Annotated in this window: 21 protein-coding genes; 18 read left to right on the plus strand and 3 right to left on the minus strand. The window is 38.7% G+C overall.

The window, feature by feature from the left end; translation table 11 throughout:
* The first annotated feature begins 320 nt into the window (after nt 1-320).
* From GT641_RS10395 to GT641_RS10430, 9 genes are all read left to right on the plus strand, one after another.
* Entirely contained in the window at nt 321-2,087 is a 1,767-nt protein-coding gene (locus tag GT641_RS10395) for an RNA polymerase sigma factor (RefSeq protein WP_161117468.1), read from the plus strand.
* A 305-nt stretch (nt 2,088-2,392) separates the two neighbouring features.
* Nucleotides 2,393-2,746, plus strand: a complete 354-nt coding sequence (locus GT641_RS10400; RefSeq protein WP_161117469.1) for a hypothetical protein — start codon at nt 2,393-2,395, stop codon at nt 2,744-2,746.
* Between the two features lie 30 nt (nt 2,747-2,776).
* Entirely contained in the window at nt 2,777-3,865 is a 1,089-nt protein-coding gene (locus GT641_RS10405) for a fibronectin type III domain-containing protein (RefSeq protein WP_161117470.1), read from the plus strand.
* A gap of 109 nt (nt 3,866-3,974) precedes the next feature.
* Entirely contained in the window at nt 3,975-4,103 is a 129-nt protein-coding gene (locus tag GT641_RS13310) for a hypothetical protein (protein WP_279282160.1), read from the plus strand.
* A 65-nt stretch (nt 4,104-4,168) separates the two neighbouring features.
* Complete coding sequence (locus GT641_RS10410; RefSeq protein WP_161117471.1) at nt 4,169-6,634, plus strand: RNA polymerase sigma factor; 2,466 nt, start codon at nt 4,169-4,171, stop codon at nt 6,632-6,634.
* Between the two features lie 207 nt (nt 6,635-6,841).
* On the plus strand, nt 6,842-7,048 hold the full coding sequence (locus tag GT641_RS10415) for a helix-turn-helix transcriptional regulator (protein ID WP_008789334.1): 207 nt from the start codon (nt 6,842-6,844) through the stop codon (nt 7,046-7,048).
* A 17-nt stretch (nt 7,049-7,065) separates the two neighbouring features.
* Nucleotides 7,066-10,251 carry an HsdR family type I site-specific deoxyribonuclease gene (locus GT641_RS10420; protein ID WP_192919837.1) on the plus strand — a complete coding sequence of 1,062 codons (3,186 nt, stop codon included), beginning with the start codon at nt 7,066-7,068 and terminating at the stop codon, nt 10,249-10,251.
* Between the two features lie 11 nt (nt 10,252-10,262).
* Nucleotides 10,263-11,897 carry a class I SAM-dependent DNA methyltransferase gene (locus GT641_RS10425; RefSeq protein WP_117808059.1) on the plus strand — a complete coding sequence of 545 codons (1,635 nt, stop codon included), beginning with the start codon at nt 10,263-10,265 and terminating at the stop codon, nt 11,895-11,897.
* On the plus strand, nt 11,890-12,447 hold the full coding sequence (locus GT641_RS10430) for a restriction endonuclease subunit S (RefSeq protein WP_161117472.1): 558 nt from the start codon (nt 11,890-11,892) through the stop codon (nt 12,445-12,447). The genes GT641_RS10425 and GT641_RS10430 overlap by 8 nt, the downstream gene beginning before the upstream one ends.
* On the opposite strand, the gene GT641_RS10435 is transcribed toward GT641_RS10430, so the two are convergent.
* Nucleotides 12,426-13,025, minus strand: a complete 600-nt coding sequence (locus GT641_RS10435) for a restriction endonuclease subunit S (protein ID WP_161117473.1) — start codon at nt 13,023-13,025, stop codon at nt 12,426-12,428. The genes GT641_RS10430 and GT641_RS10435 overlap by 22 nt on opposite strands.
* Nucleotides 13,026-13,116: 91 nt before the next feature.
* On the opposite strand from GT641_RS10435, the gene xerA reads away from it, so the two are divergent.
* The 9 genes from xerA (at nt 13,117) to GT641_RS10480 (ending at nt 19,851) form a co-directional block, all read left to right on the plus strand.
* Nucleotides 13,117-14,100: a site-specific tyrosine recombinase/integron integrase gene (xerA, locus tag GT641_RS10440; RefSeq protein ID WP_117808062.1), complete on the plus strand. Its 984-nt coding sequence runs from the start codon at nt 13,117-13,119 to the stop codon at nt 14,098-14,100.
* A gap of 11 nt (nt 14,101-14,111) precedes the next feature.
* Entirely contained in the window at nt 14,112-15,215 is a 1,104-nt protein-coding gene (locus tag GT641_RS10445; RefSeq protein WP_161117474.1) for a restriction endonuclease subunit S, read from the plus strand.
* Nucleotides 15,216-15,253: 38 nt separating this feature from the next.
* Nucleotides 15,254-16,048, plus strand: a complete 795-nt coding sequence (locus tag GT641_RS10450) for a hypothetical protein (protein WP_192919838.1) — start codon at nt 15,254-15,256, stop codon at nt 16,046-16,048.
* Between the two features lie 43 nt (nt 16,049-16,091).
* A complete protein-coding gene (locus GT641_RS10455) occupies nt 16,092-16,724 on the plus strand; it encodes a GyrI-like domain-containing protein (protein ID WP_161117475.1) in 633 nt (210 codons plus the stop codon).
* Nucleotides 16,725-16,759: 35 nt separating this feature from the next.
* Complete coding sequence (locus GT641_RS10460) at nt 16,760-17,080, plus strand: TfoX/Sxy family protein (protein ID WP_161117476.1); 321 nt, start codon at nt 16,760-16,762, stop codon at nt 17,078-17,080.
* 38 nt (nt 17,081-17,118) lie between these two features.
* Nucleotides 17,119-18,102 (plus strand): WYL domain-containing transcriptional regulator, encoded by a 984-nt coding sequence (locus tag GT641_RS10465; protein WP_161117477.1) that lies wholly within the window; start codon nt 17,119-17,121, stop codon nt 18,100-18,102.
* Between the two features lie 31 nt (nt 18,103-18,133).
* The gene (locus GT641_RS10470; protein WP_161117478.1) at nt 18,134-19,234 is read left to right on the plus strand and encodes a PDDEXK nuclease domain-containing protein; all 1,101 of its coding nucleotides are present in this window, start codon (nt 18,134-18,136) and stop codon (nt 19,232-19,234) included.
* 145 nt (nt 19,235-19,379) lie between these two features.
* Nucleotides 19,380-19,628 (plus strand): type II toxin-antitoxin system prevent-host-death family antitoxin, encoded by a 249-nt coding sequence (locus GT641_RS10475; RefSeq protein WP_161117479.1) that lies wholly within the window; start codon nt 19,380-19,382, stop codon nt 19,626-19,628.
* A 1-nt stretch (nt 19,629) separates the two neighbouring features.
* The gene (locus tag GT641_RS10480; protein ID WP_347562888.1) at nt 19,630-19,851 is read left to right on the plus strand and encodes a type II toxin-antitoxin system RelE/ParE family toxin; all 222 of its coding nucleotides are present in this window, start codon (nt 19,630-19,632) and stop codon (nt 19,849-19,851) included.
* A 2-nt stretch (nt 19,852-19,853) separates the two neighbouring features.
* Here the strand turns inward: GT641_RS10480 and GT641_RS10485 are convergent, their stop codons facing one another.
* Together GT641_RS10485 and GT641_RS10490 are read right to left on the minus strand one after the other, a co-directional pair.
* Entirely contained in the window at nt 19,854-20,165 is a 312-nt protein-coding gene (locus GT641_RS10485; RefSeq protein WP_161117480.1) for a PqqD family protein, read from the minus strand.
* 150 nt (nt 20,166-20,315) lie between these two features.
* Nucleotides 20,316-22,214: an oligopeptide transporter, OPT family gene (locus GT641_RS10490; RefSeq protein WP_161117481.1), complete on the minus strand. Its 1,899-nt coding sequence runs from the start codon at nt 22,212-22,214 to the stop codon at nt 20,316-20,318.
* Between the last annotated feature and the right edge of the window lie 202 nt (nt 22,215-22,416).

Genomic DNA, 22,416 nt, shown 5'->3' on the forward strand with positions numbered 1-22,416 from the left:
GTGACTAAAATATAACACAAAAGAAGTATCTCTGCTTTTTTTATATTCAGTTGTAACACATGTATTGTAATCCTACAGTCAGTTTTTTGGCCTTTATTTTCTTCATCTTGCTATCCCCTGTGAACTACGTTACAATGAAATCTGGAGAGATTGTACTAAATATGCATAAGAAAGGCTATTCTTTGGATCAGATTGTCGAGATAACAAATCTGGATGTTAGTACAGTAAAGGCTATAATAGGCTAAACAGAGAAAACGGATCTGACATATTTCTATTAAAAGTATACAAAAATGAAAAAACAGGCGTGTGGGAGGCTACAAATGATTTGCAAAACATGTGGGAATGATCTGCAGGGAAATGAATATAACTGTCCGTTCTGTGGGGCAGCAGTTGATTATATAGAGGCGGTGGAGCAGGCAAAAGCAGGAAAGGAAGAAGGCTTTTCCTATCTGTATGAGATGACATATCGGAATAAACTGTATATTGCGATGAAATATATGAAGAATGAGGATGAAGCAATGGATGTTCTCCATGATTCCTATGTGAAAGCATTTGAGCGGCTTTCCGGTCTTCAGGATGCAAATTCATTTCCGGGATGGCTCAGTACCATTGTTGCAAATACCGCAAGGAATACATTGAGAGATCGCCATACAGTGAATTTTTCGGATATGCAGAGAGAAGATCAGGATGGGGAGGCATTTGAATATTCGATTGCAGATGAGAACATGACAGCCCAGCCTGAGATGGCATGTACAACGAAAGAAACGCAGGAAATGGTACAGGAGCTGATCGGATCATTGTCTGATGAACAGAGAATGTGTGTGCTGATGTTTCATATTGAAGGATACAGCATAAAAGATATTGCGACAGTTCTTGGATGTTCAGAGAATACAGTAAAGTCCAGATTGAATTATGGACGTAAGAATATCAAGGCAAAGGCCGAGGAGCTTCAGAAGAAGGGCTACAAGCTGTACAGCTACACACCTATGGCACTTCTTACCTATCTGCTCATGGCAGAACGAGGAACTATGCTGGTAGCAGGAACCTTCGACAAGCTGGCGGGTGTTGGAAGTGTAGTCGGTGCCGGACTGATCCATGGTGGAGCAGCAGGTGCGTTATCTGCTGCCGGAAGTGCCGGAGCGACCGGGGCTGCCGGATCGGCAGTTGGAACAGGTGCAGCGGCGGGAGGAAAGACTGCGGCAGTCACAGCCGCAAAACAGACCTTTTTAAAGACAGTAGCCGGTAAGATCACGATGGCGGTAGCCGGAGTGGCAGTAGCAGGCGGAGCAGCCGGAGTAGCAATCTACAATCATAATAAGAATACCTGGCAGGATGCGTATACAGAAATAATAAAAGAATACAGACAGGAAATTGAGAATTATAGCTGGCAGACTTCACAAGTGAGGGAGAATGAACCGACGTTGGTAGGAGAATCCAGAGCGATTACTGTTGCTGATATTATGGGAGATGATACTCCTGAACTGATCTTTGCGGCACAGGATGAATCAGATCCGAATAAAGCTGATCTTCATATATATACATATATAGATAATGAAGCAATACAGGTCTATAGTGGAGAACTTGATACAAGGTCAGATGAGAATCGGGACAAATGGGGATCAGAAGGAACACCATATGTATTAGTTTGCACTAGAGAAGTTTCAGAAAATGGATGCCGGTTGTACATACTTTGCAGCGATGGACAGAGTGATGATACAGAGATTGGTGTCATAGATAAGATGATAGAATTCGATGTGGCTACTTCTCGTGGAGATAGCTTACAACCGATTGTCTGGACCTGTCATGCAGAACAGGTGGGGGATGAAGAAACAGCATTGCTTGCAGAACGGGACGGTATATCTGTGGCCTGGGAGGAATATCAAGAAAAACGAGAGGAAATACATCAGGGAAAGAAGTTCGTGATTTTACAGAATATGGCATCACAGGTTCCAAATGGTTTATATGATCAGGTGACTGATATTCAGCGTGATTCATCAGGAAATGTGATAGCAGGCTGGAATGCCGGATCAATCTATTGTGAAATGTCCTATGCAAATGCACTGGAATGTTTAAAAAAGAATAAATAAAAAAATTATTAGAGTGCCTTTGGCTGTTTTTTAAGAATCAGTCGAAGGCATTTTATTTTATAAGAGAAAGTTCATTCTATAAAAAATTTCTCCGATTGAAAGTTCTGAATTTCTCCGATTGTATTTTACGAATCTCTCCGATTATACTTAAAAAATGGTGCCTGAAAAATTTTTAAAAAATTTCAAAAAATATAAAACTTTTTTGCAACCTCTGTGTCATATAGATGAAACGATACAGAGGTTGCATTTTTTATGGATGAATTTCCGGATGAAATGCTCCTCAGATAAAGAAAAGGAGAATAAAAATGAAGAAAATGAAAAGAATCGAAATCGCACAGTACATCGCATTGGGAGCAACCTGTTTAACCGTTTTAGGATTTGTCCTTTCCGGTATTTTTGGTGGAAGGATCCCGATGTCCATGATGGGGTATGGAGTTATGGCAGGCATTGTTTCCTACTTCTTCGGAGGGTTTGGAACTGCGGTGAGAATGGCAGGTAAGATAGCAAAATGGGGCTGGCTCATCGTACCATTTCCATATGACATCGTCACAGGTATGGTATCCTTCTTCATCTCGATCATGGTCTTTATCGGATTGCCGATCATTCCGATCCGTAAGGCATACAAAGAGCAGATGCTGGATGTTGAAGTAGTTGAGTAAAAAGAATGTAGAAAGAGAGGACAGATTATTATGAGTAGAAAAATGAAACAGATCATGTTAGCAGTAATTTTAATGGTGATGATGTGTGCAGTAAGTCCTGCGCGAAAGGTATCCGCAGAGGTGTTAAACAGTCCACAGCAGATCGTATGGGGACAGAGTTACAGTGGCGAGCTGGAGGATGCACAGAATAAATATGAGTATACATTTACGATGAAGAAATCCGGTACATTTTCACTTGCGATTGCGACGGAGGAAATTGGAAAGACACACACCGGGCTTAATTATATAAAAGTCAGCGATATGTATGATAATGAGATTTATACAGCATCAGTCAGTGAAGGAAATGGCAGCTATAAGGCAGAATTATTAGCAGGGGATTACAAATTATCTCTGTGTGCAGGCTTTTATACCGGCTGCAAGTTCACATTTACGGCATCTTATAAGGCATCCGGCGAGACACGTTCCGAGTCATGGCTGTCACAGAACGATGAGAAAACGATGGCATTTACCTATAAGGCAGGTACGACCTATAAAGGACAGTTTGCATTTAACGAGAAAAAAGATATCTATAAGATGAAGATGACAAAGAACCGGTACATGAACATTCAGATCAACAGCAAGATCAAGGAATTGAATATTGTGATCGAGAATACAAATGGTGACATTCACTATATTCAGACAGGGGTTACACCGGGAACCAGAAAATATACATTTTTCCTGCCAAAGGGAACCTACTACATCACGATGACCAAAGGCTGGCCATATAGTGTTGATCCAAATTATGCCGGAATGTATACATTTAAGACGACATTTACAGATGTTCCGAAGACCACTGTAAACAAGGTAAAGAATCTTTCATCCGGAAAGTTAAAGGTAACATGGAAGTGCAAGAGCAAGGCGACCGGATATCAGATCCAGATCGCAACGGATAAGAAATTCAAAAAGAATAAGAAAGTATATGATGCGCCATTTAAGAATTACAATAACTGTACATTCTGGGATCTGAAAAAGGGCAAGACTTATTATGTCCGTGTCCGTTCTTATGTAAAGGCAGGCTCCCACGAGAAGAAATGTTATTCTGCATGGAGCAAATATAAGACTGTAAAGATAAAGAAATAGAATATAATGTTATCCTGATTTTGTGGTATGCTATAATAATGCAAAAAATATCCAAAAACTTAAAACTTTTTACCCACCTGATCTGTCCAATAAACAGGAGGTGAGATATATGGATGTGTGGAAGGCAGTGTGTGCGTTTGTTGCATTGTTAAGAAAAGAACGAAAGGAGCTGCCGGACAATCCGGAACGCAAGAAAGAATTATTTGACCGGATCGAGCATGACAGGCAGTCCAGATAAATAAAGGTATAAAGATAATATATAAATTACAGAAATAAGATAAAAAGCAGGAGGAGCAGGATAACATGAAGTGCAGAACATGTGGAAATGATTTACAGGGGAATGAATACAACTGTCCGTTTTGCGGAAGCTGTGTGGATTATACACAGGCAGTGGAACAGGCAAAGGCAGGGCGTGAAGAAGGATTTACGTTCTTATATGAGAATACATATCGGAATAAACTCTACATTGCAATGAAGTATATGAAGAATGAGCAGGATGCAATGGATGTCCTTCAGGATGCCTATATAAAGGCATTTGCCAGATTAGATAGTCTTCAGGATGCAAATGCATTTCCGGGATGGATGAGTACGATCGTGGCAAATACTGCCATCAATGCACTTCAGAAGAAAAAGGCAGTCTTGTTTTCTGATCTGCAGAATGAAAATGATGAAGGGGATGTCTTTGAGTATACTCTGGAAGATGAAAACATGAGCACACAGCCGGAGATGGCATGTACCGTGCAGGAGACACAGGATATGGTGCGGGAGCTGATCAATTCCCTGTCGGATGAACAGAGAATCTGTGTGCTTATGTTCCATCTGGAGGGTTACAGTATCAAGGATATTGCCACAGTATTGAACTGTTCCGAGAACACCGTAAAGTCCAGACTGAATTATGGACGTAAGAATATCAAGGCAAAGGCAGAGGAGCTTCAGAAGAAGGGCTACAAGCTTTACAGCTACACACCGATGTGTCTTCTTGTATATCTGCTTATGGCAGAACGTGGAAATATGATCGTTACGCATGTATTTGAGCAGATGGCAGGTCTTGGTGGAAATATTGCAGCCGGCATCATTCATGGTGGTGCTATGCAGATGGCAGGCAATGTTACAGGTGGGGCTGCACAGGCAGGAGCCGCCGGACAGGCAGCAGGAGGAATTACACAGGCAGGAACTGCCGGACAGGTAGCCGGAGGAGCCACACAGGCAGGAACTGCCGGATCGGCTGCGGGTGCAGTAGAAACCGGAAAAACTGTAGCAGCTACAGTTGGTAAACAGGCATTTATAAAGACCATGACAGGAAAGATTGCGATCGCAGCCGCTTCCGTTGCCCTGGTAGGAGGTGCGGTCGGAGCAGGATTTGCATATAAGCACTCACAGGATAAGAAGAAAGATCAGAATGCAACAACAGAAGCCGCTTCGGAAGCAAGTGATGATACTGTTACAACAGAGGTGACAACAAAGGCAGAGGAAACCACTGAAGTTACAACGGAAGAACCAACAGAGGTAACGACAGAGGCAGCCATTGATGAAAGTCTTTATAAAGCAGCATACAAAGAGGTACTTGAATCCTATAAGACACAGATTGACAATTATTTCTGGCAGTATGAATATGATTATTCCACAAAGGCTGCAAAAGAAGAACAGACACCGATCGTATTTGCCGATGTTACAGGTGATGGTGTGCCGGAGATGATCCTGGTAAGATCAGAACAGAACGAAGCTTCAATTGCACAGATGGATATTTATAGCTTTGACGGAACAAAAGCAAAGAGAATCTTTGGAACGGATATGGAAGAATATGGTGGCTGGGATATAAATGCCGCTTCCGGAACCAGTTATTATCTGTTTACGACTAAGAAGGGAACCTTATATGCATATAGTGGAATCGGAGATGAGGGATATACGGATCAGTATATCAAATTTGCATTAGATGATTCCGGTATGCTTCAGAAAGCAACAACCTGGGCAAGAAAAGAAGGACCAAATGAGGATTATTCGGCAACGGTTGTTTCATGTACCAAGAATGAATCTGAGATATCAGAGGATAAGTATGATACGCAGGTAAAGAAATTACAGAAGAATTTTGATACCTTGTTAATGTATAATGGCCAGGGCAAGGATAAAGCCAAGGAGGTTCTTGGTACGCTGGATGATACCGCCATGACCTATGATGAAGCTATGGAATATCTGGGAAAGATCACACAGAAAAAAACGGACAAAACGGCATCTGACAAAAAGCAGGAGAAATCTGCCGATAAGAAAGAAGTCTCTGCCGGAAATGCAGGAGAGGTAGCAATGACATTGCCGGAGGATCTGCCGGAAAAATTTATTCTGACGAGTGGAGTAGGCGCATGGGGAGCCAGTATGGATATCAAGCCGGACGGAACCTTTACGGCATCTTATTATGATAGCAATTATGAGGGCAGATCAACGTCCAGCGGTTCCGGATCATTTAAGAATATTAAACAGGTTGATAAATATACTTACACAATGGAGCTGGACACTTTAAAGTATGATGATGAGATCGGTAAAGTGGTTGCAAATGATAACGGATACAAAACCACATTTACAGAACTTTACGGAATTGCGGGTGGAACGACATTTACAGTGTATCTTCCGGGTGCACCGACAGCAGATATGCCGGAAGGGATGAAGCGTTGGTTAGGTTTCCATTATTACAGTGTGCCAATACCGGAGACCCTTGACTGCTATGCAATCTATAATGTGGACACAGAATACGGATATTTTAATACAGGGTTACAGTAAATAGTAAGATGTTTTGGATACGATGAAACGCACTTTACGTTTTCTTATCCTCAAAAATGTCGTATTAGGTGTTGGTAAAAAGTGACACCTTTCCGGTTGAGAGTTGCGAATAACCCCCTATATCTTGAAAAAATAGATTATTTATAGTATAATGTCAAATGAGTAACTGTAACAAAAAGGAACGGAGAATACGAAGGAGCGTTACAGATGAGAATAAGCTACAACAAACTTCAAAAACTTATGATTGATAATCAAATGAAAAGACAAGATTTAATGCGTGCTGCGGAGATTTCATCGTCTGTTGCAACAAAATTAAATAAGAATGAAACAGTATCCCTTGATGTGCTTATGAGAATTTGCAAAGTATTTCATTGTGATATTGGCGATGTATGTGAAGTCATATTAGACGAATGATATGAGGAGGTCTGAAGATGGCGGCAAGTGGTAAGAAAAATATGTTTAACGAAGCTACTCGTGTTCAAATGCCAGCAATGGTTCATTTGACACGCCTTGGTTATACCTATTTCGGGAAAATAACTGAAGATATGGCAGGCACAGTATATGATCCTGATACCAATATCTTAATTAACGTTTTCAAGGAGCAGTTCGCACGGCTTAATCCTACCTACGCAGGAGAAGCGGAACAGACATTGAAAACTATTAGGCAGGAATTAGATAATGATGATATAGGACGCAGTTTTTACGAGCGTTTATCGTCTGTTTCGCCTGTTAGATTGGTGGATTTTGAAAATCCAAAGAATAATACATATCATTTTACCGCCGAGTTCACTTGTAAGCGTGACCAAGATGAATTTAGACCTGATATTACATTGTTTGTAAATGGACTTCCACTTGTATTTGTTGAAGTAAAGAAGCCGAATAATCACGGCGGTATGGTTGCAGAAAGCAAGAGAATGAACCAAAAGAGATTTCCTAATAAAAAATTTAGGAGATTTTTGAATATTACACAGTTGATGATTTTCTCTAATAATATGGAATATGACACTATGGGTGGTATTGTTCCGGTTCAGGGGGCATTCTATTGTACGACGGCAAAACAGTCTGCACCGTTCAACTGTTTCAGAGAAGAAAATCCTACAAATTTGGATATTGCACCTTATAATGCAGATTTCCCATATAAGGATATTGACCCGATTGTTGAAAAGAAGATATTGACTGACTTTAATTGTCAGGTTATTCATACTTCTCCGGAATATCAAACAAATTTAGATACCTATACACCGACCAATCGAGTACTGACATCTATGTGCAGTCCTGAAAGATTGTTATTTATATTAAAATATGGAATTGCCTATGTTCGTTTTCATAAAGAAATAAATGGCAAGATAGAGTTTATTGAGCAGAAACATATAATGCGTTATCAACAGATGTTTGCTGCATTAACAGTAAGAAGTAAGATTGATGAAGGTGTTAATTCAGGTGTTATATGGCATACTCAAGGTAGTGGAAAAACAGCCCTTTCTTATTACCTGACTTATGTTCTTTCTGACTATTTTAGCAAGCAAAATAAGGTTGCAAAGTTTTATTTCATTGTTGACCGTCTTGATTTGCTGAAACAGGCTTCAGAAGAATTTGAAGCTCGTGGATTGGTTGTAAAAACAGCAAGTTCCTGTGCTGAACTTATGGAACAGTTCCGTAACAATCAGGCACAAGAGGGAAATACGGGAAAACCAGAAATTACAGTTGTAAATATACAGCGTTTTGCTGAAGATAGGTCAAAAGTTGACCTTCCTGCGTATGCAACGAATTTGCAGAGAGTATTTATTATTGATGAAGCACATAGAGGATATAAACCAGAAGGCTCATTCTTGGCTAATCTTCTTGATGCGGATAAAAATGCGATTAAGATTGCGTTGACAGGAACACCGCTTTTGAAAGAAGAAAGAGAATCTTGGAGAGTTTTTGGTAATTATATTCATACATACTATTATGACAAATCAATTTTAGATGGATATACGCTGAAAATTATCCGTGAGGATATAGAAACGCAGTATAAGGAGCGACTTTCTGAAATTTATGAAAAACTTGAAACCTTGGTAGAAAAGAAAGATGTAAAGAAAAGTCAGATTGTTGAACACGATAACTATGTCAAAGAGTTGCTTAGATATATTATTTCTGACCTAAAGAGATTTAGACAAATTCAGGGAGATAATACGCTCGGCGGTATGGTCATTTGTGAAACAAGTGAGCAGGCAAGGAAGCTGTTTGCATATTTTGATGAAATTCAAACGGAACTTAATAAAGATGTTTCTATGAAAAGTCATTTGCGAGCTGGACTTATACTTCACGATAGTGATGACAAAGATACAAGAGATAAGATTATTGATGACTTCAAAAATAATATGACAGTTGATATTCTTATCGTTTTCAATATGCTTCTTACCGGATTTGATGCACCAAGATTGAAACGCCTGTATTTTGGTCGAAAATTGAAAGACCATAATTTGTTGCAGGCAATTACAAGAGTCAACAGACCATATAAAGAAAACCATTATGGTTATGTCATTGATTTTGCAAATATAAAAAGGAATTTTGAGGAAACAAATGAAGCATACCTCAAAGAGCTGAACCGTTTTAATGACCCGAATGAAGTTGGTGCTGGAAATGAAACAGATACATTCAAACAGGTTATTGAAGACCCGGCAGAACTCATTAAACAAATGCAGGAAGTGCAGCAGGTTCTTTTTAACTACACCACAGATAATGCAGAAGAATTTAGTTCTGAAATATCCACGATTGAGGATAAGCAGGAATTGCTTAAACTTAAAAAAATTCTTATTGCTGCTCGTGATTGTTGTAATTTGGTAAGAACCTTTGGCGATGATGAGTTAAAGGAAACATTTGCAAAAATGGAATTAACAAAATTGCCATCATTGATTTCAGAGGTGCAACATCATATTGATAACATAAATCAGAAGGAACTTTTTGCAAGTGATGATACCACGAAATTGCTTGTCAATGAAGCAATGGAGGATATTACATTTAATTTCAGCAAAATCAGTGAAGAAGAATTAAAAATTGTCGGTGGTAAAGACGCAGTGACAGAAAAGTATAAAAAGACTGTTCGTGCTTTTACACAGAATATCGACCCTGATGACCCTGAGTTTATTACTTTGCAGGAAGCATTTTTGCTTCGCTTCAAGCAACACGGCTTTGAACCTAAGAGTGTATCTGAGATTGAGGAGCAAGGAAAAGAACTGGAAGATATTCTAAAAAAGCTTGATGAATTGCAGAAGAAAAACACGGTTCTGCTGAGGAAATATAATGGCGATGCGAAATTCGCAAGGGTTCATAAAAGAATCAGGGAAGAAAATCTTGCTCGAAAAGCAGCAAATAAACAGCCGATTGTTTCAGAGTATGATATGTCTATTATGAATGTTTTGCTTTCTATTAAGTCTGATATTGACCAGAAAGTGTATGACAGAAATGATATATTGAAGAAAGACGCATATTTTGAGAGAACGGTTATGACACAAATAAAAGCAGGCATTGATAAGTTGGGAGTAGCGAGTGCTCGTGAGGATAGAGTATTTATACAGAGCAGGATTACAAAACAGTATCTTGATCAGTACAACCAGACTTATTCAGTGGCATAAAGGAGAACACAATGGAAGAAACAAAGACGATAAAAGAAAAAACCATAGAATTGATAGATGCCTTAAAAGCAACTTGTCAGACCTATGGTATGGGAAACGATGGTAATGAATATAAAATTATCACTCAGGTTTTCCTTTATAAGTTTCTTAATGATAAATTCGGATATGAAGTAAAAAAAGTCAGTCCTGTTCTTAAAAATGCCGAAAAATGGGAACTTGCTTATGCTGAAATGTCGGAAGATGACCGATTGGATATTTTTGATAGTTTACCGTCAGATATTCCATTACTTAACCCGGAACATCTTATTGCCAACTTATGGAATCAGCAGGCAAAGGGCGATTTTGATTTGATTTTTGACAGCACGATGACAGATATAGCGGATAAGAACATTGATATATTTTCAACTCAGACTGCTCAGAATACTAAAATACCGCTTTTTGAAAAGCTGACACAGTATGTAACGGACGATACAGCAAGAGCACCTTTTGCCCGTGCCTTGGTTGATAAGTTGGTAAATTTTTCTTTTGAAGAAGCATTTGAGAAGCACTATGATTTCTTTGCAGATATATTTGAATATCTGATAAAGGACTACAATACCGCAGGCGGTGGTAAGTATGCAGAGTATTATACTCCTCACGCTATTGCAACGATTATGGCAAGATTGCTTGTTGGAAATGCAACTGATTTACACAGCATTGAGTGTTATGACCCATCAGCCGGAACAGGAACACTTTTGATGGCTCTTGCTCACAAAATTGGAGAAGATAAGTGTACGATTTTTGCTCAGGATATTTCACAGCGAAGTAATAAAATGTTAAAACTTAATCTTATCCTGAACAGTTTAGTATCTTCTCTTGACCATGCAATTCAGGGAGATACGCTGATTGCTCCATATCACAAGAGTGATAATGGACAGGAATTAAGAACTTTTGATTATGTAGTTTCAAATCCACCTTTTAAGATGGATTTCTCAGATACAAGAGAACGTATAGCAGCGATGCCTGTTCGTTTTTGGGCGGGAGTTCCGAAAGTACCTGCCAAGAAGAAAGAGAGTATGGCAATTTACACATTGTTCATTCAGCACGTTCTTAATTCATTGAAATCAACCGGAAAAGGTGCGATTGTAGTTCCTACCGGATTTATAACTGCAAAGTCGGGTGTAGAAAAGAAAATACTACAACATATTGTAGACGAACATATTGTTTATGGCTGTATTAGTATGCCGTCAAATGTATTTGCTAATACCGGAACGAATGTATCAGTATTATTTTTCGATAATTCAAGAAAAACAGACAAGGTTGTACTGATAGATGCGTCAAAACTGGGAGAAGAATATAAGGACGGTAATAATCAGAAACGCAGACTTCGTGATTTTGAGATTGATAAAATTGTTGATACATTCCTTAATAAAGAAGCTGTTGATGATTTTTCAGTTGCTGTTACCTATGATGAAATCAAAGAAAAGAAATATTCACTTTCAGCAGGACAGTATTTTGATGTGAAAATTGAATATGTTGAATTATCACAGGACGAATTTAATGCTCGTATGAGTGCCTATGCAGAGAAGTTGCAGGAATATTTTGCAGAGGGCGACAAACTGAAAACGGAAATTATGGAGCAGTTAAAGAAGGTAAAGTATGAGTAAGGTAAAGTTATCCGAAATAGGTACATTTAAAAATGGACTGAATTTTTCGGCAGAGAGAGTATTATCTGGTTGTAAAATGATAGGTGTTCCAGATTTTGGAGATAATTATTTGGCAAAATTGGACGGATTAAAAGAGGTTGACGAGGATATAGTAAGCACGGATTATTTATTGCAGGATAATGATATACTGTTTGTTCGTTCTAACGGAAACAAAAATCTTGTTGGACGAGCTATGCTTATTGAAAAGATTAAAGAAAAAGTGACTTTTTCAGGTTTTTGCATCAGATTTAGAATAACTAATAATAATGTAAACCCATTATATATGCTTTATTTATTCAAGTCACCTTTGTTTAGGAAGCTCTTTTCAAACACACAACAAACAAGTATTAGTAATTTGAATCAAGAAATATTAGGGAATATTGAGGTTGAATTGCCAATAATTGGACAGCAAAATCGTATAGTAAAAGTTATTCATGGAATAACAAGAAAAATTGAAAATAATAAGAGGATAAACGATAATTTACCACATCAATCACTGATGGTAGCCTGACCGTTCATCAGCATAGGCAGCAACCAATCACGTAAAGTTGAAAGCTCAATATTTTCCTGTTGATTTTTGATAATTATCTTTCTTACTTTTTCAGCATAACTTTCAAAAGCATTCAATTCGGTTGTTGAAGGTACTTTTAAGGAATATAGTGTTAAGTTTTCTCTTGTAAGTTGTGGTTGTGCCGAACCTGAACATAAATAGTTTGGATTTTTTGCAAGCAAATAATAATAAAGATATTCTCTATACGGGAAATCAGAATGCGGCTTTACCACCATTGCGTTTCCAGTAATCCAAGAAAACGGTAATGTCATCTGAATAGAGCCGCAGCTTGCTCCTCTACAAGCGACAGCTATTTCAGACTCGGAATGATTATATTGGTTGTATTTTCCAATAATTCCGTTTGCTCCATACACAAAATAGTTCCCGTCTGCAATTAAATCTTTTCCACTAATTGTTTTCGGCTGGTACATTTCGGAAAGTTCTGCTAATGACTGCTGTTTCCATTCAGTATTTGCATTTTGCAAAAATTGAAATGTAAAAATTGTTTTTATTTGTTGCTCTAAATTATCGTTTAGCATATATCCCATAACTCTTGTGAGTGGCAGGAGTTAAAGCAGGGGACTACCGCTCCATAGTTGTTCTCTAAGTGATATAAAAGGAGAATTGACTATGAAACAGAATTTAATTACGGATATTGTTCAGGGTATGCTACCTTATTTGAACAATGCACAAACACAGCGATTGCAGGAGGTACTGCAACATACACTTTTTGATTATGAAGTCAAAAAGACGGAAAAGGATAAGGAATTATCGGAGCAGAACTTGGTTGAGTTGTTCCTAGCGGCAAAGAGAATTGAGGGCTGTTCCGAAAAAACTTTGAAATATTACAAAGCAACTATACAGGCAATGATTGATAGTATAGGTAAAGGTATTAAATATATTGTAACCGATGATATACGCTGTTACCTTACTAAATATCAGTCAAGTAAAAATTCAAGTAAAGTTACGATTGATAATATAAGACGAATACTTTCCAGCTTTTTTTCTTGGCTTGAGGACGAGGATTATATTTTGAAAAGTCCGGTTAGAAGAATACATAAGGTTAAAACTAGAACGAATATTAAGGAAACTTATTCAGATGAAGCACTTGAATTGATGAGAGATAATTGTACAGAACTCAGGGACTTGGCAATGATTGATATGTTGGCATCAACAGGTATGCGAGTTGGAGAAATGGTTCTGCTAAATCGAGAAGATATAGATTTCAATGAGCGTGAATGTGTTGTTTTTGGAAAGGGCGATAAGGAGAGAGTTGTTTATTTTGACGCCAGAACAAAAATACATTTGCAGAATTATTTACAAAGCAGAATGGATAACAATCCGGCACTGTTTGTATCCTTAAAAGCTCCTTATGAACGATTGAAAATTGGTGGTATTGAAGTGCGATTACGAAATTTTGGAAAACAATTAGGTCTTAGTAAGGTACATCCACATAAATTTAGACGTACTCTTGCAACTATGGCAATAGATAAAGGAATGCCTATTGAACAGTTACAGCAGCTTTTGGGACATAGAAAAATAGATACGACTTTGCAGTATGCAATGGTCAAACAGAGCAATGTTAAATTGGCTCATAGAAAATATATCGGATAGCGGAGGAATTTATGTCAGAAAGAATAGTGATAAAAGAGATATGCGAAGTGTACGATGGCCCACACGCTACACCAAAGAAAACAGTCGATGGTCCAGTTTACTTGGGAATAGATGCAATAACTGATGATGGAAAAATAAATGCAAAAGAATTTGCTCATTTGTCAGAAGAAGATTATATTAAGTGGACAAAAAGAGTAACCCCACAGTATGGAGATATTGTTTTTTCGTATGAAGCAACATTGGGAAGGTACGCTTTAATACCTAAAGACTTTTATGGGTGTTTAGGAAGAAGATTAGCTATTATCAGAAATGTAAGTAAGAATATTGACACATTGTGGCTGTACTATTATTTTCTTTCGCCGGAGTGGAAACAATTTATTCAAAGCAAGATTATAAAAGGTAGCACTGTAAATAGAATTTCTGTAGAAGATTTTCCGACATATACAGTTCCTAATATTTCAATTAAAGTGCAGCGTAAAATTGCTAATATACTTTCAAAAATTGATGAAAAAATCGCTTTGAATAATAATATAAACGATAATTTATCAGCAATGGCTTATGACATTTATATGCATAATTTTTTCTCAAAAAAGCCTAATGCTAAACTAAAAGATATTTTGACCGAAGCTGAAAAGTCAGCTATTCAGGTCGGAGAAGCAAAAACATCAAATGGCGAATATCCATTCTTTACAAGCGGTGCAACTATTTTAAAATGGAATGAACCATTTGTTGACGGTAGAAATTGCTTTTTAAATACCGGCGGTAACGCTGATGTTAAATTTTATGTTGGTAAAGCCGCCTATTCGACAGATACTTGGAGCATTTCTGCAAAATCAGAAATGTCGGATTATCTCTACCTAATGTTATTTTCAATCAAGCCTGAACTTAACCAAAAATTCTTCCAAGGAACGGGGTTGAAGCATTTGCAAAAGCCTTTACTTAAAGACAGAGCTATCTATGTTCCTGAAAAAATGGAATTAGAAGCATTTAACCGTCAAGTAATGCCGATGCTTGATATTATTTCTGAAAACACAAGAGAAAATCAGCAGCTAACATCTCTTAGAGATTGGCTTTTACCTATGTTGATGAACGGTCAGGCGACCATCAGTGACTGATACGATAAATTATCGTTTACAGTAGAAGGAGAACCTATATGATGAGTGTTTCAGATTGGATAAGTATTATTTGTGCGGGAGTTGCTTTAATAGTTACGGTTATTATTGCAGTCCTGCAAATAAGACAAAGCAACCGTATAGAGAGGTTTGAAAAAAGACAGGACAAGCGTGATGAGGAGCGTCGGCAAGAGAGAGTAAAAGCACAAGCGGTATCATTTATTTCTAAATATTATAAGGACAGAGGGCTTATTCCGCTATGTGCAATAGCCACGATGTATAATGATTTGTTTTATTACAACAGAGAGATGTATAGAGAATTTTGCTGTTGTACTAAAGAGGTTCAAAATAGAATTTTGGAATATTGTGATTTGGATTTACGAGTCAGTGAGTCCAATATTTATGAAAAGTGTTTGGCTGCAATAGAAAGTGTGCTAAGTGAACACTTTCCTGATGATAAAAGTGTTTTTTACGATGGAGGAAAATATTTCGCTCGTAGCATAGAATACTATGCAGATAAATCAATTCCACATCAAGAGTTTGGATATCAAAATCATATTACAGATGTTTTGGCTAATGCGTTTAATAGCAATGACAAAAAAGAAACACCAATTCAGCAGTTGGCGGTAGAATATGATTTTGGAAGTTGCAAAGAAATAGAGGCGTGCCAGTTGGTTACTGTTATAGCAGAGTTTGCAGCAATCTATGGGAATAAAAATAAAAACATTGATAAATCATACGGTTCTCCGGGAGGATACGATGGAGAAATTATAGGAACAATGGAAGATTTATTCCTTTTAGCTTTATTTGAAATATATACAAATTGTGTTTTATAAATTATAAGGTAAGTAGAATGATTTTTCAGAGAGGGTAAAACAAATGGCATTCGATTTTAAGAAAGAATATAAAGAGTTCTATATGCCGAAGAATAAGCCACAGATTGTGACAATTCCAAAGGCAAATTATATAGCAGTACGAGGTAAAGGAAATCCCAATGAAGAAGGCGGAAAATATAAAGCTGCCATTGGAGTTTTGTATGCTGTTGCCTATACTCTCAAGATGAGTTATAAGACGGATTACAAAATAGACGGATTTTTTGAATATGTTGTACCACCGCTTGAGGGATTTTGGTGGCAGGACAATGTTGAAAGTGTAGATTATACCAACAAATCAGCTTTCAACTGGATTTCTGTTATTCGTCTGCCTGATTTTATTGCAAAGAAAGATTTTGATTGGGCGGTGGAAACCGCTTCAAAAAAGAAAAAGATGGATTGCTCTGGTGCAGAGTTCTTGGGTATTGACGAAGGCTTGTGCGTACAGATAATGCATATAGGAGCTTTTGATGATGAACCTGCAACCGTGACAATGATGGATAAATATCTTGAAGAAAACGGTTATGTAAATGATTTTATTGGTGAGCGGCGCCATCACGAAATCTATTTATCAGACCCAAGAAAAGTTGCACCGGAGAAATGCAAAACAGTAATAAGACACCCAATAAAGAAGGCATAAATTGAGTAAAATGAAATTAGGTCAGAGGACAACTAATGGCATCAAGTAAAGAATATTTGGAATTTGTATTAGAGCAGTTGGCAGAATTGGACGAGATTACTTACCGTGCGATGATGGGCGAATTTATTATTTATTATCGTGGTAAAATTGTCGGCGGAATTTATGATGACAGATTACTTGTAAAACCGACAAAATCAGCAATTTCATATATGCCGACAGCTATTTATGAATTGCCGTATGATGGGGCAAAGGAAATGTTGCTTGTAGAAGATGTGGATAATAAGAAATTTTTAACAGGACTATTTAATGCAATGTACGATGAATTACCAGCACCTAAGCCAAAAAAGAAAAAGTAGACAGATACTATTGATGGAGCGATTGGTATATAAGAATTATGGAAACAAAACCAAGAATTTTATATTTACAAAAGATTTTACTGGAAAGAACTGATGAAGAAAATCCACTTTCCACAACACAGTTAATCAATATATTGAATGATGAATACGGAATATCTGCACATAGAACGACAGTCACAAAAGATATTGCTGCACTTCAGGAGTTTGGAATGGATATTGTTACTATCCATTCTACTCAGAGCAAATACTTTGTAGCCAGTCGTAAGTTTGAATTGCCGGAACTGAAACTGCTGATAGATGCAGTAGAGTCATCGAAGTTCATTACAAAGAAGAAAAGCGAAACTCTGATTGAGAAGATACATACGATGACCAGTCCGGGGCAGGTGGCAAAGCTGAAGCGTAATAACTATGTGGTCAATCGCATTAAGCCGGATAATGAGCAGATATATTACATCATCGACGCTATAAATGACGCCATCAACGCAGGTAAACAGATTTCTTTCCAGTATTACGATTATACTGGATTAAAGAAAAAGGTTCTGAAGAACAAGGGCGAAGTGTATAAGCTCAGTCCGTATAAACTTCTCTGGTGTGGGGATTATTATTATGTTCTCGGATATTCAGAGAAGAAAAGCAAGGTTATCAATTTCAGGGTAGACCGTATTGCTTCCAAGCCGGAAATATTGGATAAAGATATTATTCCTATGCCTGATGATTTTGATATTGAGAATTACACAAAGGAAGTTTTCTTTATGTTCTCAGGCGAGAAAGTTTTTGTGGATTTACGGTGTGATAACAGTCTGATGAAAACAATGGTTGACCGTTTCGGAGAAGATGTGACAACCCTTGCGTATGATATGACTTCATTCAGAGTACAGACCGAAGTATCAACCAGTCCTACCTTTTTCGGTTGGGTATTTGGTTTCAATGGCAAGGTACAGATACTTGCACCGGAAAGTGTGAAGGAACAGTACAGACAGATGATTGCAAAAGCCGATGAGGATATGCAGGAAAGCGAATAATTAAAAAATGAAATCCAAAGGAGCGATGGCTATGGAGAATAAATTAGAAAAAATCGGTCAAAATAATTTTATGGATAATTTTGTTAAAACCGATGACATTTTAAAGGATATGTGTGGGATTATTGAATCTTCACAAAAAGCTGCATATCGGGCGGTCAATACAACGCTGATACAGAGAAATTGGCTCCTTGGTTATAGAATTGCAAGTGAAGAATTGCAGGGCGAGGATAGGGCAAAATATGGAGCTGAAATTATAAAAAAGTTAGCAAAAGAATTATCGGCTGAATATGGAAAAGGTTATACAAAGTCGAATCTATATAGCTTTTATTCTTTCTATAAGACCTATCCTGAAATTTTCCAGACACCGTCTGGAAAATCTGTTGGACTACTGTCTTGGTCACATTATGCAGCGTTATTACAGGTTAAAGATAAGGAAGCTCGTGACTGGTATGAGAAAGAAGCCGCAGAACAAACTTGGAGTGTCCGTACTTTGCAGAGGAACATTTCTTCTCAGTATTATTACCGTATGCTCAAGACACAGAAAAAAGAGCTTGTAGAAAGTGAAATGAAGGAACTGACAGCACCGTATCAGAATGATAAGTTGGAGTTTATCAAAAATCCGGTAGTTGCAGAGTTCTTAGGATTTTCTCAGAACACAGATTTTACAGAGAGTGACCTTGAGAAAAGCATTCTTTCCAATTTGCAGAAATTCTTGATGGAGCTTGGAAAAGGATATGCTTTTGTGGCAAGACAGCAGCATATTCATACGGAGAAGCAGGACTACTATATCGACCTTGTATTCTACAATTACATACTGAAATGCTTTGTCCTTATTGATTTGAAAACAGAGAAGATAACACATCAAGATGTAGGACAGATGGATATGTATATCCGTATGTATGATGAACTGAAACGCAGCGAGGGCGATAACCCAACAATCGGTATTGTCCTTTGTTCCGATACAGATGATGATATTGCCCGTTATTCTGTTATGCACGGAAATGAACAATTATTTGCTTCAAAGTACAAATTATACCTGCCGACAAAAGAAGAACTGAAAGCGGAGATTGAAACTCAAAAGGCAATGTTCTATCTTCAGCAGCAGGACAATGAAGAAAAGGAAACAGAATAGAATTTGTGCAGACCGTCTGCACAAATTGTAGGATGGAACCTGTATAAATGCAGAAAGCTGTAAAAATTTACGTTGAATTTTACAGCTTTTTTGCATTTACTATTAGTAGAAATGAGCAATACATAAAGGAAGGAGTTGAAAGTATATGGTTAACATTTTACCAGTTTCAGATTTGAGAAATTATAATGAAGTTCTGAAAAATTGTCACAAAGGAGAGCCTGTGTATCTGACCAAGAATGGTAGAGGACGTTTTGTGGTTATGGATATTGAAGATTATGAACGTGATCGAGCAGAAAAGAAGCTCTTGATGAAACTTCAGGAAGCAGAAGAAGCGGTAAAGGATGGTGAAGGCTGGCTTAGTATGGAAGAACTAAAAGAACAAACGGGGGAATGAAATGTTAAAATTACGGATCAATCCGATTGTTGTTAAGGATTTGAAAGAAATTCGAGATTATATTTCAGAAGATAATAAGGAGTATGCAGCACGGACAGTACAGGAGATTTATAACAAATTTGAAAACCTTCAAATGTTTCCAGGGATAGGCGCAGAGCTTTCCAAAAGAGTTAGTTTTCAGACTGATTATAAGTATGCTGTATGGGAAGACTACACACAATAATACTAAAAATATATAAACCTTACCCTCTCCAGTGTTTCAAGAAAGGCGATAACACGTTTTAACATATCAGGAGCTTCTTCGGGGAACTGTTCTTCCATGATGGATACCAGATTGAATACCGTGTTGTCGCCATTTATATGAACCCATAAGGTACTGCCATATCGGTCAAGCCTGATATGGCTTTTCTTTGGTTTGTGAAAATATTTCTGGGCGATCTTGTGATAAAAACCGGTATGCGGCATCTCGATTACAATAATTCCATCGGGCGACTGTTCCCATGTATAATTCAGATTGATGCAGGGGATTTTGTCCATATAGTTTGCAGTATGGGAAAGAAAACCGGATTTTGATCTTTTTATAAAAAATTGCGAGAGGGTATCTTTACGATTATGGTTCTGTTTTGCAATGACATTTTGTATATTATATTTTTGCATGAGAAAATAAATCCTTTCCGGGTGAAGATATTAAAGTGTGTTATTGGATGATTGTTTATCCTTCGTTTTATGGATCATGTAGATCATACTGAAAAGCAGGGCAAGGAAGAACAGGCAGCCGCCCCATTTTCCAAGATGGAATCCCATAAGTCCCAGATTGATCCGATCACTTACGCCGAATACGGCAAGGATGGCAAGCAGGATTCCAACCAGCCCTTCACCTGCAATCATACCGGAGGAGAAAAGGATACCATTATTGCGGACGGTTTCGCGGGAACCCTCATCGGCAAAGCGGCGTTTCTCCACGAAAAGGCGGATCAGACCACCGATCATGATCGGAACTGTCAGGTAAATCGGCAGATACAGTCCGATGGCAAATGGCAGAACCGGGATACCTAAGATCTCGACAACGATAGCAATGCAAATGCCGACAATAACAAGCCCCCATGGAAGATTGCCATTCATAACACCTTCAACGACCATTTTCATAAGGGTTGCCTGCGGAGCAGGAAGCTCGGTAGAACCATATCCCCATGCGGCATTCAGCAGATAGAGAACACCACCGATCGCAAGACCGGATGCGATCGATCCGATCAGTTCGCCAATCTGCTGCAGATATGGGGTTGCACCGACGATATACCCCGTTTTCAGATCCTGCGAGGTGTCTCCGGCCATGGCTGCAATTATGCAGATAACAGTACCGATGCAGATGGCAGATGTCATACCCCGGTATCCTGTTATGCCGGCTTGCTTTAACAGGATCGTTGCAAATAGCAGGGTTGCGATCGCCATACCGGACACTGGGTTATTCGATGAGCCGACGACACCGACCATTCTTGCAGATACGGTTGCAAAGAAAAATCCGAAAATAATGATCAGAATGGATGTGACCGGATTGATCGGAATATTTGGAAAAGCACTCAGACCAAATGCTACGATCAGGATACCGCCGATCGCATAAGGAAGCGGAATGTCTTTAGATGTTCGCGAATTTCCATCTGTATGTCCGAAGCCTTTCAGGGCTTTGGCAAATGTGGATGCGATCAGCGGAAATGATTTTAGCAGGCTGAAGATGCCGCCGGCTGCCACCGCGCCTGCACCGATATACCGCACATAATTTCCCCATAACTGATCGACTGACAGTTCGCGGATCGGAACGGAAGCGGGGAACAGGATGTTGTCACCTCCAACAAGAACGAGCAAAGGCATGATAACAAACCATCCAAGCACAGCACCGCTTAACAGATACGAAGCGACCTTTGCACCACAAATATAGCCGACACCGACCAGCGCAGGGAGGACATCCATACCGAAGCCCGATCCTTTATAAGAGGAAATCGTCCATGTGATCTCACTTGGAAACAAATGCAGACCATCAGCGATAAATTTATAGACAGCAGAGATGCCAAGCCCGGAAAATACCTGCATGGATTTGTGACCGCCGGTTTCTCCGGCGAGCAGTACTTCAGCGCAGGCAGTTCCTTCCGGAAATGGAAGTGTACCATGTTCTTCTACGATCAGAGCGGTACGAAGCGGGATCATGAACAGAACACCGATCAGTCCGCCACAGATGGCGACAAATGCAATCATCAGAAAAGATGGAGGTTTTATATCGGGATTTTCATCTGCCCACATGAACAGGGCTGGCAGCGTAAAGATAGCTCCGGCGGCCAGAGATTCACCTGCAGAGCCGATCGTCTGCACCATATTATTTTCCAGAATAGAATCGCGGCGCATGATCATGCGCACAATACCCATAGAAAGAACGGCAGCAGGGATGGAAGCGGAGACGGTCATACCGACTCGTAAGCCCAGATAGGCATTTGCACCGCCGAACACGACCGCCAGGATAATGCCAAGAATCGCAGAAGTAGGTGTAAGCTCCGGCATCACCTTATCTGCCGGAATATATGGTTTAAATTGTTTCATATACAACCCTCAAATCATAGTTTTATGCCACTAGTATGTACAGAGTCTGGCAGAAACATACACAGAAAATCTGAAAAAAGAGCTTCATCAGATATGTCAAGACATGGAAGCTGAAATAATAAAATAGAAGGAAGCTACATCTGTATCCAGCTCTATGGCTACTGGCAGGTGGTTTGAAACGCGTTCCACTTTCTATTTGGTT

It is taken from the genome of Clostridium sp. BIOML-A1, from assembly GCF_009874105.1.
Classification (GTDB): Bacteria; Bacillota; Clostridia; order Lachnospirales; family Lachnospiraceae; genus Coprococcus.